This window comes from Staphylococcus sp. MI 10-1553 (assembly GCF_010365305.1).
Lineage (GTDB): Bacteria > Bacillota > Bacilli > Staphylococcales > Staphylococcaceae > Staphylococcus.
Map to the genome: position 1 here is coordinate 1,539,603 of NZ_CP048279.1, position 16,080 is coordinate 1,555,682.

The 16,080-nt window shown below is 35.8% G+C and carries 18 protein-coding genes; 17 read left to right on the top strand and 1 reads right to left on the bottom strand.

Annotation, left to right across the window (positions count from 1 at the left end):
- Positions 1-141: 141 nt before the first annotated feature.
- Genes GZH82_RS07150 through GZH82_RS07160 form a run of 3 tightly spaced genes read left to right on the top strand, consistent with a single transcriptional unit; the run spans position 142 to position 2,166 of the window.
- Positions 142-912: a metal ABC transporter ATP-binding protein gene (locus tag GZH82_RS07150; RefSeq protein ID WP_162681906.1), complete on the top strand. Its 771-nt coding sequence runs from the start codon at positions 142-144 to the stop codon at positions 910-912.
- Positions 909-1,796, top strand: a complete 888-nt coding sequence (locus tag GZH82_RS07155; protein WP_162681907.1) for a metal ABC transporter permease — start codon at positions 909-911, stop codon at positions 1,794-1,796. Before GZH82_RS07150 ends, GZH82_RS07155 begins: the two co-directional genes overlap by 4 nt.
- The gene (locus tag GZH82_RS07160; protein WP_162681908.1) at positions 1,759-2,166 is read left to right on the top strand and encodes a Fur family transcriptional regulator; all 408 of its coding nucleotides are present in this window, start codon (positions 1,759-1,761) and stop codon (positions 2,164-2,166) included. Before GZH82_RS07155 ends, GZH82_RS07160 begins: the two co-directional genes overlap by 38 nt.
- Before the next feature lie 274 nt (positions 2,167-2,440).
- Here the strand turns inward: GZH82_RS07160 and ispG are convergent, their stop codons facing one another.
- Positions 2,441-3,547, bottom strand: coding sequence for a flavodoxin-dependent (E)-4-hydroxy-3-methylbut-2-enyl-diphosphate synthase (ispG, locus tag GZH82_RS07165; protein ID WP_162681909.1), 1,107 nt, complete (start codon positions 3,545-3,547; stop codon positions 2,441-2,443).
- A gap of 346 nt (positions 3,548-3,893) precedes the next feature.
- Between ispG and GZH82_RS07170 the strand changes: the two genes are divergently transcribed.
- The 14 genes from GZH82_RS07170 to GZH82_RS07235 all read left to right on the top strand — a co-directional run bounded on the left by GZH82_RS07170 (position 3,894) and on the right by GZH82_RS07235 (position 16,000).
- Positions 3,894-4,493: a superoxide dismutase gene (locus GZH82_RS07170; RefSeq protein WP_096547006.1), complete on the top strand. Its 600-nt coding sequence runs from the start codon at positions 3,894-3,896 to the stop codon at positions 4,491-4,493.
- 291 nt (positions 4,494-4,784) lie between these two features.
- Complete coding sequence (locus GZH82_RS07175; RefSeq protein ID WP_162681910.1) at positions 4,785-6,839, top strand: peptidoglycan D,D-transpeptidase FtsI family protein; 2,055 nt, start codon at positions 4,785-4,787, stop codon at positions 6,837-6,839.
- A 254-nt stretch (positions 6,840-7,093) separates the two neighbouring features.
- Complete coding sequence (locus tag GZH82_RS07180) at positions 7,094-8,053, top strand: PstS family phosphate ABC transporter substrate-binding protein (protein ID WP_162681911.1); 960 nt, start codon at positions 7,094-7,096, stop codon at positions 8,051-8,053.
- A 118-nt stretch (positions 8,054-8,171) separates the two neighbouring features.
- A complete protein-coding gene (gene pstC, locus GZH82_RS07185) occupies positions 8,172-9,098 on the top strand; it encodes a phosphate ABC transporter permease subunit PstC (RefSeq protein ID WP_162681912.1) in 927 nt (308 codons plus the stop codon).
- 2 nt (positions 9,099-9,100) lie between these two features.
- Positions 9,101-9,979: a phosphate ABC transporter permease PstA gene (gene pstA, locus GZH82_RS07190; protein ID WP_162681913.1), complete on the top strand. Its 879-nt coding sequence runs from the start codon at positions 9,101-9,103 to the stop codon at positions 9,977-9,979.
- A gap of 17 nt (positions 9,980-9,996) precedes the next feature.
- Entirely contained in the window at positions 9,997-10,839 is an 843-nt protein-coding gene (gene pstB / locus GZH82_RS07195; protein WP_162681914.1) for a phosphate ABC transporter ATP-binding protein PstB, read from the top strand.
- Position 10,840: 1 nt separating this feature from the next.
- Positions 10,841-11,491 carry a phosphate signaling complex protein PhoU gene (gene phoU / locus GZH82_RS07200; RefSeq protein WP_162681915.1) on the top strand — a complete coding sequence of 217 codons (651 nt, stop codon included), beginning with the start codon at positions 10,841-10,843 and terminating at the stop codon, positions 11,489-11,491.
- 71 nt (positions 11,492-11,562) lie between these two features.
- Positions 11,563-11,712 (top strand): 50S ribosomal protein L33, encoded by a 150-nt coding sequence (gene rpmG, locus GZH82_RS07205; protein ID WP_014613813.1) that lies wholly within the window; start codon positions 11,563-11,565, stop codon positions 11,710-11,712.
- 148 nt (positions 11,713-11,860) lie between these two features.
- The gene (locus GZH82_RS07210) at positions 11,861-12,400 is read left to right on the top strand and encodes a 5-formyltetrahydrofolate cyclo-ligase (RefSeq protein WP_162681916.1); all 540 of its coding nucleotides are present in this window, start codon (positions 11,861-11,863) and stop codon (positions 12,398-12,400) included.
- Positions 12,401-12,418: 18 nt separating this feature from the next.
- Positions 12,419-13,858, top strand: coding sequence for a rhomboid family intramembrane serine protease (locus GZH82_RS07215; protein WP_162681917.1), 1,440 nt, complete (start codon positions 12,419-12,421; stop codon positions 13,856-13,858).
- Position 13,859: 1 nt separating this feature from the next.
- Positions 13,860-14,063 carry a YqgQ family protein gene (locus tag GZH82_RS07220; protein ID WP_014613816.1) on the top strand — a complete coding sequence of 68 codons (204 nt, stop codon included), beginning with the start codon at positions 13,860-13,862 and terminating at the stop codon, positions 14,061-14,063.
- Complete coding sequence (locus GZH82_RS07225) at positions 14,060-15,046, top strand: ROK family glucokinase (protein WP_162681918.1); 987 nt, start codon at positions 14,060-14,062, stop codon at positions 15,044-15,046. Before GZH82_RS07220 ends, GZH82_RS07225 begins: the two co-directional genes overlap by 4 nt.
- Positions 15,047-15,358, top strand: a complete 312-nt coding sequence (locus tag GZH82_RS07230) for an MTH1187 family thiamine-binding protein (protein WP_019165228.1) — start codon at positions 15,047-15,049, stop codon at positions 15,356-15,358. It begins immediately after the preceding gene.
- A gap of 12 nt (positions 15,359-15,370) precedes the next feature.
- Positions 15,371-16,000 (top strand): MBL fold metallo-hydrolase, encoded by a 630-nt coding sequence (locus GZH82_RS07235; RefSeq protein WP_162681919.1) that lies wholly within the window; start codon positions 15,371-15,373, stop codon positions 15,998-16,000.
- Positions 16,001-16,080 lie beyond the last annotated feature (80 nt).

The following is a 16,080-nucleotide window of genomic DNA, read 5'->3' on the forward strand; positions in this document are numbered from 1 at the left end:
TTTTATTTTCACAACGTTGGCAACACTTGCTTTCTCTCTTTAAACCCATCCAAATTGTGGTATAATAATAAAGTCTTATCGTAAACGTTACTATTTACATTTCCGTATAGGAGCGTTATAGTTAGAGATTGAGGTGAAAAAATGTCACGACCTGTATTTGAACTCAAAAATATAGATTTCTTTTACGAACATAAAAAAGTGCTAGAAAATATTAATATTCGCATTCATAATGGCCAGTTTTTAGCCATTGTCGGTCCGAATGGGGCAGGTAAATCAACGCTCCTTAAATTAATATTGGGCATTTTACCAATACAAAAAGGTGAGATTTATATTGACGGTGAATCTTACAATAAAAAGTTAACGACTGATAAAATTAGTTATGTGTCCCAAAAAGCATCGTCCGTCACTGCAGGTTTTCCAGCAACCGTGAAAGAGGTTGTATTGAGCGGTCTCACACGTAAGAAAAAACTGTTTAAATGGTTTAGTAAAGAAGACGATCACAAAGTGGACCAAGTATTAGAAAGACTGAATATCTCAGCACTAAAACATAAAAATATCGCGCAGCTTTCTGGAGGTCAACAGCAACGTGTATTAATCGCACGTGCATTAGTGTCTGACCCTGCTGTACTTGTTTTAGATGAACCGACGAATGGTATCGATGCCAAACATGTGGGTGAGTTTTATGAAACATTAAGTCATCTCAAACAAGAAGGTGTGACGATTATCCTCGTGACACATGATATCGGTGTTGTTGCCGATACAGCTACAGATGTGGCTTGTTTAAATAAGCATCTTCACTTCCATGGTGCAGTCAGTGAATTTAAATCATTAGATGAAGTTGAAATATCAAAAATCTATGGTCACCCAATTAAATTTGTAGACCATAAACGTGATAGGGATTGTTGTGTATGATTGATGCAATATTAAATTTTGAATTTATAAGATACTCATTTATTAGTGGTATACTCATTGGCTTGATTGCACCACTCATCGGGACATTTATCGTGGTGAGGCGTCTCTCACTGATTGCTGACGCATTGAGTCACGTCACGTTAGGTGGTATCTCATTCGGGATGTTTTTAATTACGCTTTCACCTCTATTTGCATTCGTCAATCCGATTTGGACAGGGATTATATTTGCAATTATCGGTGCACTGTTAATTGAATATTTAAGAACTTCATATAAAAATTATCAAGAAATTGCGATACCGATTATTATGAGTACTGGCATTGGTTTAAGTGCCATTTTTATTTCATTGGCTAAAGGGTTTAATCAAGAACTCGTAGGCTTATTATTCGGTTCGATCAGTGCGGTATCCATCAGTGATTTAATTACTATTGTAACCATATCTGTTTTAGTATTTGTTTTCATTATGTTGTTTTATAAAGAATTGTTCATCCTTTCTTTCGATACAGAATATAGCCAAGTGATTGGCATTCCGAAATGGATACAATTTTTGTTTATTGTTATAGTCGCACTTGTTATTTCTGCATCGATGCGTGTCATTGGTGTTCTGTTAGTGAGTGCACTCATTACTTTGCCTGTCGCTATTGCAATGCGTTGGACAAAAGGGTTTAAACAATTTATATTAATAAGTATCATTATCGGAGAGTTTTCAGTTATTGTAGGGCTAGTTACAGCGTTTTATTTAAATATCTCACCTGGTGGAATCATCGTAGTCATTTTAGTCATCATGTTAGGTTTAACACTTTTCTATCAGTCCTTTGTTACTGGGAAACTAAAAGGAGTGAAGCGTAATGAAAATGGAAGAAGCCATTCGTATATTGAAAAATAATGGGCATAAATATACAGATAAACGTCGAGATATGATTGAAATGTTTATCAACGAGGATAAATACATTAATGCAAAAACAGTACAACAACAAATGAACAATCATTATCCAGGAATTTCATTTGATACGATTTATCGTAATCTCCATCTATTTAAAACTTTGGGTATTATTGAAGGAACTGAGTTGGATGGAGAAATGAAATTCCGTGCTGCATGTACTTCACATCACCACCATCATTTTATTTGTACTGTTTGTGGCGATACGAAAGTCATTGATTTTTGTCCAATGACAGAAATTAAAGAATCATTGCCTAATGTAGAGATTGAAATGCACAAATTAGAAGTATACGGTATGTGTGAAAAATGTAAATAATAAAAAAGCACTCAATGTAGACGAAAAGAGACATTGAGTGCTTTTTTAAATTTCAACATCAAGGAGAAACACAGCTGCTGTTCTACAATTTTACGCATTGACAATAATTCCTCTAGAAATGCAACAGTTCAATTCAGCGTTGGTGAGTTGAACTGAGACTCCGGGGAAGGGAGGGATAGTACGGCGGTCAATAGATTAATCAAACATAAAAGCTCCCCACAAAAGTAGGAAGCTAAATTGTAATGAATATATTTTTATGTGGAAAATGAAGTTTTTAATTTTGAGCCGCTTCTTGTTTCTTGTTTTCTTCCCATTCAGCCGCTAATTTATCAATCTCCATCTTCAATTCGTCAACCATTGTTTCTTCAGGTACTTTACGCACAGTTTTACCTTTCATGAAAAGTAATCCTTCACCACGCGCACCGGCAATACCGATGTCCGCTTCACGTGCTTCACCCGGACCATTTACAGCACAGCCCAACACCGCAACTTTTAATGGAATTTGTAGTTTTTCGATGTATTCTTCAATTTCATTCGCAATTGAAATTAAGTCGATTTCGATACGTCCACAAGTTGGACATGCAATCAAAGTTGCTGCGTTACTTGCAAGACCAAATGATTTTAATAATGATTTTGCGACTTTGACTTCTTCAACAGGGTCTGCTGATAAAGAAATACGCATTGTGTTACCGATACCTAAAGATAAAATCGCACCTAAACCTGCTGAAGATTTCACTGTACCATTAAACAATGTACCACTTTCTGTAATACCTAAATGTAATGGATAGTCGAAAGCTTTTGCTGCTTTTGTATAGGCTTCAATAGCTAAATTAACGTCACTCGCTTTCATTGAGACGATAATGTCATGGAAGTCGAGTTCTTCTAAAATTTTAATATGATGTAAAGCACTCTCTACCATACCATCTGCAGTAGGGTATCCGTATTTTTTTAAGATGTGCTTTTCTAGTGAGCCCGCGTTCACACCAATACGAATCGGAATACCTTTTGCTTTACATGCTTCTACTACAGCTTCTACTTTTTCACGTCTACCGATATTACCTGGATTGATACGAATTTTATCCGCACCATTTTCAATCGCAATTAAAGCGAGTTTATAATTAAAGTGAATATCAACGACGAGTGGGATATTAATTTGTGCTTTTATATCTTTAATTGCGTGTGCGTCTTCTTCATTTGGACAAGCAACACGTACAATTTGACAACCTGCTTCTTCTAATCGCTTAATTTCAGCTACTGTTGCCTCAACATCGTGAGTTTTAGTCGTTGTCATACTTTGGATAACAACTTCATCTGCACCACCAATTGTTAGATTACCAACTTTAACTGGTCGTGTATTTTTACGATGTGTTATTTCAGCCATGTTAGGAACTCCTTTATAAATAATTTTAACTTGAAAATGTACTTCTCAGAGACCATTAATCAACGTTATTACATATTATACAATATGTGTGCGTGTTTATTCAAAATAATATGTTTAAAACGACGCCAAAATTTCACGATATCGTCATTTTTTCATAGTTACGATTACGCCTCAGTCTTTTGGAGTATTTTAAATGCGTATGTTTAAAAATCCAAGAAATGAGCTATAATGTATAGTGTAATTCTTAAAATGATTACACAACTTTATACCCATAAGCAAATTGATTGATTAAAGGTACAAAGTTGATACAATAAATATGGAATCAAATTTAGGAGGATGATTAATTATGGCTTTTGAACTACCAAAATTACCTTATTCTTATGATGCATTAGAACCAAACATTGATAAAGAAACTATGGAAATCCATCACAGCAAGCATCATAACACTTATGTAACAAAATTAAATGCTGCTGTTGAAGGTACTGAATTTGAAAATAAATCATTAGAAGATTTAATTGCAAACTTAGACAGCGTACCAGAAAACTTACGCACAGCAGTTCGTAATAATGGTGGCGGTCACTTAAATCACTCTATTTTCTGGCAAATCTTATCACCTAACTCAGAAGAAAAAGGTGAAGTCGTAGATAAAATTAAAGAGCAATGGGGTTCTTTAGACGAATTCAAAAATGAATTTGCAGACAAAGCAGCTGGACGTTTCGGTTCAGGTTGGGCTTGGCTAGTTGTTAACAATGGTAAATTAGAAATCGTTACAACTGCAAACCAAGATAGTCCATTAACTGATGGTTTAACACCAATCTTAGCTTTAGACGTATGGGAACATGCGTATTATCTTAAATTCCAAAACAAACGTCCAGACTACATTAGCACATTCTGGAACGTTGTTAACTGGGAAAAAGTTGACGAATTATACAAAGCTGCAAAATAATATTTAGTTTTCACAATTCAAATGTAAAAATAATGATTGAGGCTAGGCAATGCGATATTGCTTAGTCTCATTTTGATTTAAACGCTCACAAATCTAAACCTAACTTGTCATGACTGTCGTTTACATATATCAAATATAGAAAAACGTCGCATCATTCACACGATTGAACGTCATTTGTTTAATAAAAACATGGGGTGAATTTTTTTGTTTGATTCATCACAAAACATTAGCAAAAACGATGTATTTCATATATCATTTTAAAGAGAACTATGTGAATAGAGGTCGGTTGTATTGTTAAAACGATTAAAAGAAAAAACAAATGACGAGAAGATGCGTCATCATATGAATAAACGGATTAACTTTATATTTGCAATCATCATTTTTGCGTTTGTCGCGATTGTATTAAGATTAGGTTATTTGCAAATCGCTCAAGGTTCACAATACAATCAAATGATTCGTGAAAGTGAAAATGTTTCTGTGAATGAATCTGTGCCAAGGGGACGCATTCTGGATAGAAACGGTAATGTGATTGTAGACAATGCATCAAAAAAATCCATTACATATACACGTGGCAAAAATACAAATCAACAAGAAATACTTAACACAGCGAAGAAGCTTTCAAAATTAATAAAAATGGATACTTCTAAAATTACTGAACGCGATAAAAAGGACTTTTGGATTCTAAAACATCCTAATGAAGCAAAGGATTTAATGAAAAAAGAACAACAACTGTATGAAAATGGCGATATATCTCAAGAAGACTATGACCAACAGTTGCTAACAAAGATTTCCGATCAACAACTCGACAGTCTCTCTAAAAAAGACTTGCAAATATTAGCAATTTATCGTGAAATGATGCAAGGGTCCACATTAAGTCCGAGAACGATTAAAAAAGATAAGGTCACTGATGAAGAGTACGCATCAGTTTCTCAAAAGTTGGCAGATTTACCAGGCATTAATACGGAAATGGACTGGGATAGAAAATATCCCTACGGCAATACGCTTCGAGGTATTTTAGGAAGTGTTTCGACACCTGAAGAAGGTTTACCGAAAGAACTGACAGACGATTATCTTTCAAAAGGGTATTCACGTAATGATCGTGTAGGTAAAAGTTACCTTGAATTACAATATGAAAATGTGCTGCGTGGTAAAAAGAAAGAGATGCGCTATACAACAGATAAATCTGGTGCAATTATTGATTCAGAAGTTGTGAATGAAGGTTCTCGCGGGGACGATTTAGTGCTCACGATTGATATTAAACTCCAACAAAAAGCTGAATCTTATTTAGAATCACAAATTAAGAAATTGCGATCAGAAGGCGCCCAAGATATGGATTCCGCAATGATGGTTGTTCAAGATCCTAAAAATGGTGATATTTTAGCCATGGTCGGTAAAAAAATTGCAAAAGATGGCACTTTAACCGACTATGACATCGGTACATTTACTTCTCAGTATGCAGTCGGTTCTTCAGTCAAAGGAGCGACATTACTTGCAGGTTACCAAAATGATGTCATTCACGTTGGCGATAAAATGGTGGACGAACCTTTGACATTTAAAGGCGGATTAACAAAACGGTCATATTTCAATAAAAATGGTCAAAAACTCATTGATGATAAAGAAGCGCTAATGCATTCTTCAAACGTATACATGTTTAAGACAGCACTGAAATTAGCAGGACTCGAATATCAACCACATATGTCATTACCAACAGATGTGACTGTACCGGGTCAAAAATTGCGTAAAGGATTAAACCAAGTCGGTCTTGGTGTCAAAACAGGTATCGACTTACCTAATGAAGTCAGTGGTCAAATTGAACCTTTAAAAGACAATCCAGGTAATTATCTCGATTTAGCGATTGGTCAATATGACACTTATTCACCGCTACAACTGTCGCAATATGTATCGACAATCGCCAATAACGGTTACCGTATTCAACCGCATATAGGAAAAGAGATTCATAAAGCGACAAGTGATGACGAATTAGGACCGGTTAAACATAAAATTAATGGCCGCGTACTTAACCGTGTCAACAATACACCGGATCAAATTAAAGAAGTTCAAAAAGGTTTTGACATGGCATTTAATAAGCCACAAGGTACCGGTTATGTCAGCTTTAATAAAACGAAAGTGCGCGCAGCTGGTAAAACCGGAACAGCCGAAGTATTCCAAGATGGCGAACCACGTGTTAACTCAACATATATCGGTTACGCACCAGCAGATGATCCACAATTAGCGTTCTCAATCGTTTATACGAACCAACCTGTGCCAGAACCTTGGCTCAATGGTGGGGATTTAGGGCGCGATGTCATCAATTATTATTTTGATAAATCAACCACATCTGAATAACTGAATTGAGTCAAACAGGGCTAGAACCTCCAATTATTCTAGCTCTGTTTTTTATTACTCTCTGAAGCCTCTTCAACTTCTACATTACTATTCCCCCCAAACCAATCAACTTTTACTAAACTGAATTTAATGCACAAAAATATATCGAACAATAAATTAACGCAAACTTTACACTTGATTCATTCCAAATTAATAAAACATTTGTATCCTTAAATTGTAAGCAAATCGAAAGTTAATTCTAGGAGGATGTTTCAATGAAAAGATGGCAAACACTGGGTGGTACACTTATTGGTGCTTCATTAGTTTTAGGTGCATGTGGTGGTGCATCTCAACAAAGTGGTGATCAAGGTGATACGAAAAGTTCTAACGTTGAAGGAACAGTTAAAGGGAACGGTTCATCAACAGTAGCCCCAATCATTGAAAAATTGAACGAAGATTTTTCTTCAAGTCACGATAAAGCAACAGTAGAAAACGTGACTTCAGGAACTGGTGACGGGTTCAAACAATTCATTGCAGGTAAAACTGACTTCTCAAATGCATCACGTCCCATTAAAGATGAAGAAAAATCACAATTGAAGGATAAAGGGATAGATTATACAGAATTCAAAGTGGCTCAAGATGGTTTAACGATTGCAGTCAACAAAGATAACGACTTTCTTAAAGAGATTTCATTAGAAGATCTGAAAAAGATTTATTCTGGAGAAGCTAAAAAGTGGTCAGATGTTGATGCTGATTATCCTGACGAACCGATTAAAGCATTCTCGCCAGACCAATCCCACGGTACATATGATTTCTTTACTGAAGAAGTGATGGATGATGCGGATATTCAAGCTGAGAAAAATCAAAATACTGATGTCATTGTAAAATCTGTTCAAGATAACAAAGAAGGTATCGGTTTCTTCGCGTATAACTTCTATAAAGAAAATGAAGATAGCTTAAAAGCGGTCAAAGTGAAAGGCGATGATGGTAAAGCAGTTGGGCCAGATCAAAAAACAATACAAGATGGTTCATATCCATTAAGCAGACCATTATTCATTTACGCTAACAATGAAAAACTAAAAAATAATGATGCTTTCGCTGAATTTATGAAATTTACATTAGAGGATAAAGGTAAAGCAGCTGAAGCAAAAGGTGTAGATTATGTTGCATTACCTGAAAAAGATTATGATACGCAACTTAAAAAATTAGAAGAAATTACGGGTGAAGATAAATAATAATCTCACGTGCTTACCATACTGATTAAACAATTGAATTGTAAGTAGTCGTGTTCGGGGTTGAGTATTGTCACTAAATGATAATACTTCAACCCTTTTTAGAAAAGGAGTCAGTAAGATGAAATCACAAAATAATATTAGAGCACTCATTCAAAAGAAGAGTCATGCGGGCTCATCTCTCAGCGCTAAAATGATGCCGATTATTTTAGCCATTATTGCTGCGATATCCATTTTGACAACTCTTGGCATTGTGATCACGTTGCTCACCGAAACAATCACTTTTTTCACACGTGTGCCGTTATCCAAATTTTTTCTTGAAACTGATTGGAATCCTTTTAGTGCCACACCTAAATACGGCATTTGGGCATTAATTGTAGGAACTTTAAAAATTACGTTAATCGCGACAATTTTTGCAGTACCAGTTGGTTTAGGTGCCGCAATTTATTTGAGTGAATATGCTTCCAAAAAAACACGTAAAATCATTAAACCGATTTTAGAAGTTTTGGCAGGTATTCCCACAATTGTTTACGGCTTTTTTGCACTCACGTTAGTTACGCCTGTACTGAGAACAATTTTCCCAAGTATCGGCAGTTTTAATGCGATCAGCCCAGGTTTAGTTGTAGGTGTCATGATTATTCCAATGATAGCGAGTATGAGCGAAGATGCGATGTCTTCGGTTCCTCAAAAAATTCGCGAAGGTGCACTGGGCCTCGGTTCTACTAAGTTAGAAATGGTGTTCAAAGTGGTCATCCCTGCAGCAACATCAGGTATTATGGCTTCAATTGTATTAGCTATTTCACGTGCCATTGGTGAAACGATGATTGTGTCACTCGCAGCAGGTTCAAGTCCATCATTTGACTTGTCATTCTCGCATTCGATTCAAACAATGACAGCCTATATTGTTCAAGTCTCACAAGGGGATGCAACGAATGGGTCCGATCTTTATTACAGTATTTACGCAGTCGGATTCACATTATTTATTTTCACATTAGTGATGAACTTTATTTCACAATGGATAACTAAACGTTTCAGGGAGGAGTATTAATTATGAATTTAGTGGATCAAAAAAATGTCGAAGCACAACTCTCTGGTCGTTTGACTAAAAACAAAGTATTTAAAACGATTTTCTTTATTTGTACATTATTAGGACTCATCGTTTTAGCCATTCTTATTATTGATATTTTAAGAAAAGGGCTACCAGTAATGAGCACTGACTTTTTTACGAACTTTTCTTCATCGTCAGCAAGTTCAGCTGGGGTAAAAGGCGCCTTAATCGGAACATTGTGGCTCATGATGACCTTAATTCCTATCGCGCTCGTTTTAGGAGTTGGTAGTGCGATTTATTTGGAAGAATATGCAAAAGACAATGCATTTACTAAATTTATTCGTGTCAATATATCAAATTTAGCTTCAGTTCCTTCTATCGTTTACGGTTTATTGGGCGCAACGATTTTTGTCGCATTACTGCAATTAGGGAATTCGGTCATAGCTGCTGCATTAACGCTAGCATTACTCATTTTACCTGTTATTATCGTCGCTAGCCAAGAAGCCATTCGCTCTGTACCTCATTCAGTGAAGGAAGCATCATATGGATTAGGGGCGAATAAATGGCAAACGATACAACAAGTCGTGTTACCCGCAGCAATTCCCGGCATTATTACAGGTGTTATTTTAGCCATTTCACGTGCCATTGGCGAAACAGCACCATTAGTCGCGATTGGTATTCCGACGATTTTATTACGAACACCGAACAGTATATTAGATTCGTTCCAAACATTACCTTTACAAATTTATGATTGGGCACGTAAACCTGGCATCGATTTCCAAGCGTTATCGTCTGCTGCCATTATCGTATTACTCGCTATTCTACTTATTTTAAATACTATTGCAGTCATTATTCGGAACAAATATTCTAACAAGTATTAAGGAAATGAGGGTTATTCATGACTGAAATTCAAACATTGGAAAGAGAAACTGAAATCGTTAATCAAAAGCAACAAAGTCATATACACCAACAAACAGAACAAAATCATGCTATCGTATATTCTACGCAAAACTTAGATTTATGGTATGGTGAACAACATTCTTTAAAAAATATTAACTTAGACATTTACGAAAAGAATGTCACTGCGATTATTGGGCCATCTGGTTCTGGCAAATCAACATATGTGAAAGCACTTAATCGTATGGTTGAACTCGTTCCATCTGTGAAAACGTCAGGCAAAATTTTCTATAGAGATCAAAATATTTTCGATAAACGTTATCCGGTTGAAAAGTTACGTACACAAGTTGGGATGGTTTTCCAACAACCGAATCCATTTCCAAAATCCATTTACGACAATATTACGTACGGGCCACGTATTCACGGCATTAAAGATAAGAAAATATTAGATGAAATTGTTGAAAAATCACTTAAAGGCGCAGCGATTTGGGATGAATTAAAAGACCGTCTGAACCAAAATGCATATAGCCTTTCTGGTGGTCAACAGCAACGTGTATGTATTGCGCGTTGTTTAGCAATTGAGCCTGATGTCATTTTAATGGACGAACCGACATCAGCGCTTGACCCTATTTCGACGTTAAAAGTGGAAGAACTGATTCAAGATTTAAAGAAAGATTATTCTATTATTATTGTCACGCATAATATGCAACAAGCGGCACGTGTTTCTGACAAAACGGCCTTTTTCTTAAATGGTTACGTGAATGAATATGATGACACGGATAAGATTTTCTCAAACCCTTCTGATAAGCAAACAGAAGATTATATTTCAGGACGTTTTGGTTAATATGACAGTCATTAGAAAGCGTTATGAAGGTCAACTCAATGATTTGCTAAAAGATTTACGTGTTTTGGGGTTGCACACGTACAGTATGGTTCAGAAATCCGTAAAAGTCTTATCAGATGAAGATATTACACATGCGCGACAAATTGTGAAAAGCGATAGAAAAATCAATCAAATGGAATATGATATTAACGAAAAAGTCGTGATGCTAATTACACGACAACAACCGATTGCGAAAGATTTAAGAATGATGATTGCAACACTTAAAATCGCTTCCGAATTTGAACGTATAGGGGATAATGCCGCAAATATCGCTAAAATTAGAACACGTGCACAGATTACCGATCACTATATTATAACACGGCTTGAAACAATGGGCGCCTTGGCGTTGTTGATGCTTCAAGATTTATATGATGCTACTAAAAACGATGATTTAGATCTTGTTAAAGAAATTATAGAACGAGATATTGACATTGATGATTTATATAAGCAGATTATTAATACGAGTTACTTAATAGATAATGATCCGTTTGTCGCTGGTCAGGCGCATCTTGTTGCACGATATCTAGAGCGCATTGGTGATCACGTCGTCAATATCGCTGAACATTTGTATTATTTTATTACCGGTGATCGCTATGAATCTTATACGAATTAACGCTTCCCAATTTTCATTTAAAATGGTATGATAATAAGGTCGTATTTTAATGATAGATGAGGAGGGTTAATATGCGCGTAAACGTTACTTTAGCATGTACAGATTGTGGAGATCGTAACTACATCACTACTAAAAACAAACGTACTAATCCTGAACGTATTGAAATGAAAAAATTCTGTGCACGTGAAAACAAACAAACATTACACCGAGAAACAAAATAATTGTTTCAATCTTGGGCTAGGACATTGTGTTCTAGCCATTTTTTATACCTATTTTTCAAAAAACTGTACGTAAATTCGAGACGATCTTTCCATGACACAACGTCCAATGCACGATATAATAGGTTGAGATGTGAGGAGTGAAGATGAAATGACTAAAAAGGCATTACGCCAAACTACATTACAAAAAATGAAAATGCTTCAAACCGAACAAAAGAAAACAGCAGATCGTTGGTTATTTGAACAACTCATTCAACATCCTAAATATCAACAGGCAAAGCAACTCGGCCTAGTATTGTCAATGGCACATGAAGTTACGACTGATCCCATTATTCGGCATGCAATAAACGAAGGCAAAACCGTTTATGTGCCTACAACAGATTATGAAAAGAAAGCAATGGTGTTCCAACAGTTCACAACATTTGATCAGTTAGCAACAGATGACAAGGGGATTCGCTATATTCAAGCTGATAGTCCGGTGCAAAACGAATTAGATTTAGTCATTGTACCTGGTGTTGTATTCAATAAAGACGGATATCGGATTGGTTATGGTGGCGGTTATTTTGATCGATATCTGTCAGAATATGAGCCTACCAATTTAAGTCTCATTTATGATATACAACTCAACGAAATAGTGGACATTGAACCTCATGACTATCCTGTGTCAGAACTCATTATTGCAAAGACATAAAAAGACTGGAGGTAACATATGTTTGAAGAAAAACACTTATGGCAAACAAGTTTTCTATGGATGCGATACTTAAACTATGACTGCGTTCATTACGAAAAAGATAAAAATGAAGTCTGGCTTGCACATAAAAAAAGGCAACATGTTGTTATTTTTAAGCAAGGGGCATTCACTACTCAAGAACTCGATTTCGATAAAGATCGTATTGTAGAACATCAACAACAAATTGCTGTGTTCTTAGGGTATGATATTAAACGCTATGATGTCTATGTGTTAACAGATAAACCATTTAACACGGTGAACTTTAACGTACATGAACCGCTTCAAGTGCAATTCCATAGTATTCATAATGTAAAAACACTTCGCAATATGACAACGCATCCCATCATCAAAAGAAAATTAGGTCAAAAAGACTCAAAATCATTAAAAGAGTACCAAAAACGTGTCCTTAATCAAAATATCGTTGAAAAAGCAATGTATCGTTTTACGCCGATTACATATGCAGTCGTTGCAATCAATGTTTTAATTTGGATGATTGTCACTTGGTTTACACCACATCATACAGATTATGAAATTATAAATTTAGGTGCACTTGCTCATTTTAATGTCGTTCATGGGGAATGGTACCGACTCATTACATCAATGTTTTTACATATTGAATTTCAACATTTATTATTAAATATGTTGTCACTCTTTATCTTCGGCAAACTCCTTGAAGCATTTATCGGTCCTTTGAAAATGTTAGGGATTTATTTATTATCAGGCATTATCGGCAACCTGATTTCTCTTGCTTTTATTACAACGAGTTTTTCATTAGGTGCGAGTGGCGCGATTTTCGGTTTAATGGGTGCTTTAGTTGCGCTCATGATAATAAGTCGTCGCTTTGATCAAAAAGTGATCTTACAAATGGTGATAGCTGTTGTTGTCATGGCGAGCTTAACACTTCTGATTCAAAACGTGAATGTCGTTGCACATTTAGGTGGGCTGCTTGGCGGTGTACTTGTCGTTTATTTAGGTTATTATTTCAATCAAAAACGTCTTTATTTTTATATTTTACTCGGTATTTCAATCGTCACATTGATACTGATTTGCATTAAAATCTTTATGACATCCGATACGAATATTTATAATCAAATTATTCAACAAGAAATGCATGATGGGCAATATACCGAAGCCAAAGATATGATTAAACAAACTTATCAAAATGGATATGCAGATGATGTGACTTATTACTTATCAGGTATTATTATTGCTACACAGGATTCTAAAGCTGAAGCAATGGCTGAATGGGAGCGAGGTCTTAAATATTTTCCCAACTCTCCAACGTTAAATTATCATATGGCCATTGCGAATCGCTCATTAGGAGACGATAAACAAGCCAAATCTTATATCCAGAAGGCCATTAAAGCAAGCCCGAAAAATCAAGATTATCAGAATTTGAAAAAAGAACTGGATGATTAATATGCAAACACAATTGAATACGTTTTATGATGTACTCCAACTATTAAAAAAATTTGGCTTTATTATTTATTTCGATAACAAAGGTGATATGCTAGAAATGATTGAACAAGAAATTCAAACATTATATCGCCATGAATTAATCACTAGAGACGAATTTGTCCAATCTAAATTATTAATTAATCAAAGAAGGATGAATAAAGAATGAGCAAACATTTAATTTTAGCTGCAGATATTGGTGGCACGACATGTAAATTAGGTATTTTCGATAAATCATTAACACAATTATCTAAATGGTCTATAGAGACTGATATCTCAGATCCAACAGGTGAAGTATTACTTAAACAAATTTATGATGCGTTTGTGCACGAGATGGAACGCAACCACTATGATATGAATGAAGTGGTTGGTATGGGTATTGGTGTCCCAGGTCCTGTTAAATTTGAATCTGGTGTTGTCAATGGTGCCGTTAACTTAAATTGGCCACAACCCGTTAACGTTTCAGAAATTATGCAACAATTCGTGTCATTTCCAGTGTATGTAGACAACGATGCAAACGTGGCCGCACTCGGTGAAAAACATAATGGTGCTGGTAAAGATGCGGATGACGTCGTTGCAATTACGCTAGGGACTGGCTTAGGCGGTGGTATTATCGCTAATGGTGAAATTGTTCACGGTCATAACGGCTCAGGTGCTGAACTTGGACATTTTCGTGTCGACCACGATCAACGTTTCAAATGTAATTGTGGTAAATCAGGGTGTATTGAAACAGTTGCTTCTGCGACAGGTGTCATGAATTTAGTTCATTTCTACTATCCGAAGCTCACTTTCAAATCTTCAATTTTACCGCTGATCAAAGAACATAAAGTAACAGCTAAAGCAGTATTCGATGCGGCAAAAGCAGGTGATCAATTCTGTATTTTCATCACAGAACGTGTCGCGCAATACGTCGCATATCTTGCCAGCATTATCAGTGTAACAACAAACCCTAAATACATTATTTTAGGTGGTGGTATGTCTGATGCAGGCGACATATTAATTGAGAATATTAAAACAGAATATTTCCACCTTGCTTTCACACCATCACAACAAGGGACTGAAATTGTACGTGCTGAATTAGGGAACGATGCAGGTATCGTGGGGGCAGCAGGGCTCATTAAAACATATATCATTGAAAAGGAGCGTATTTAAATGGCGATTGTTGATGTAGTAGTAATTCCCGTTGGCACAGAAGGACCAAGTGTCAGCCAATACATTGCAGAAATTCAAACAAAATTAGAAGAATATAAGCAAGAAGGTAAAATCGACTATCAACTTACACCAATGAATACATTAATTGAAGGGGACTTAGCCGATTTATTTGAAGTCATCCAAGCTATTCATGAATTACCGTTCAATAAAGGGCTCGATCGTGTATGTACAAACATTCGTATAGACGACCGTCGTGATAAACAACGTAAAATGAACGATAAATTAGATTCTGTCAAAAAACATTTGAAATAATGAGGGTGTCACATGAATATTTCTAATCTTACTTTAGGATTTGTTAGCACTAACACTTACTTTGTGGAAAATGATACAGAGATGATTTTGATTGACCCAGCTGGTGAAATTGATAAAATTGATGACAAAATTAAACAGTCTGGGAAGCAACTGATTGCTATTTTGTTAACACATGCCCATTTTGATCATATCGCTGCATTAGACGATGTGCTCAAACGATATGATGTACCTGTTTATATGCATCCGGAAGAGTTTTCATTTTTAACGGATCCACAAAAAAATGGTTCGGCGAAATTTACAGATTACGGTCTTCCTATTATTACTAGCCAAGCAGAAGCTCAAGAACTTGATGAAGGTGCACATCAAATTGGTCAGTTTAACATTCAAACATTGCATACACCAGGACATTCACCTGGCAGTTTGACTTATGTGTTTGATGAATTTGCCGTAGTAGGCGACACGTTATTTAATAATGGGATTGGTCGAACAGATTTATATCAAGGGGACTATGAAACATTAGTCGACTCTATTAAAGATAAATTATTTAGTTTAGACGAACAGTTACCATTATATCCGGGTCACGGGCCTTCTACAACAGTTGAAGATGAATATATGAATCCGTTTTTAGATGGTCAAAGTTAAATAAAAGAGCAGAAGAAAATGTCAATGAAAACTTTTCTTCTGCTCTTTTTATATGCAAAACGGTCGTTTCAGAATAGCAC

Coding starts and splice junctions, on each gene's coding strand:
- GZH82_RS07230 (WP_019165228.1), top strand. CDS start 15,047: ATGGCGATTGTTGATGTAGTAGTAATTCCCGTTGGCACAGAAGGACCA.
- GZH82_RS07155 (WP_162681907.1), top strand. CDS start 909: ATGATTGATGCAATATTAAATTTTGAATTTATAAGATACTCATTTATT.
- GZH82_RS07180 (WP_162681911.1), top strand. CDS start 7,094: ATGAAAAGATGGCAAACACTGGGTGGTACACTTATTGGTGCTTCATTA.
- GZH82_RS07215 (WP_162681917.1), top strand. CDS start 12,419: ATGTTTGAAGAAAAACACTTATGGCAAACAAGTTTTCTATGGATGCGA.
- pstC (WP_162681912.1), top strand. CDS start 8,172: ATGAAATCACAAAATAATATTAGAGCACTCATTCAAAAGAAGAGTCAT.
- pstB (WP_162681914.1), top strand. CDS start 9,997: ATGACTGAAATTCAAACATTGGAAAGAGAAACTGAAATCGTTAATCAA.
- GZH82_RS07160 (WP_162681908.1), top strand. CDS start 1,759: ATGAAAATGGAAGAAGCCATTCGTATATTGAAAAATAATGGGCATAAA.
- GZH82_RS07220 (WP_014613816.1), top strand. CDS start 13,860: ATGCAAACACAATTGAATACGTTTTATGATGTACTCCAACTATTAAAA.
- phoU (WP_162681915.1), top strand. CDS start 10,841: ATGACAGTCATTAGAAAGCGTTATGAAGGTCAACTCAATGATTTGCTA.
- GZH82_RS07235 (WP_162681919.1), top strand. CDS start 15,371: ATGAATATTTCTAATCTTACTTTAGGATTTGTTAGCACTAACACTTAC.
- GZH82_RS07210 (WP_162681916.1), top strand. CDS start 11,861: ATGACTAAAAAGGCATTACGCCAAACTACATTACAAAAAATGAAAATG.
- GZH82_RS07170 (WP_096547006.1), top strand. CDS start 3,894: ATGGCTTTTGAACTACCAAAATTACCTTATTCTTATGATGCATTAGAA.
- ispG (WP_162681909.1), bottom strand. CDS start 3,547: ATGGCTGAAATAACACATCGTAAAAATACACGACCAGTTAAAGTTGGT.
- GZH82_RS07150 (WP_162681906.1), top strand. CDS start 142: ATGTCACGACCTGTATTTGAACTCAAAAATATAGATTTCTTTTACGAA.
- GZH82_RS07225 (WP_162681918.1), top strand. CDS start 14,060: ATGAGCAAACATTTAATTTTAGCTGCAGATATTGGTGGCACGACATGT.
- pstA (WP_162681913.1), top strand. CDS start 9,101: ATGAATTTAGTGGATCAAAAAAATGTCGAAGCACAACTCTCTGGTCGT.
- rpmG (WP_014613813.1), top strand. CDS start 11,563: ATGCGCGTAAACGTTACTTTAGCATGTACAGATTGTGGAGATCGTAAC.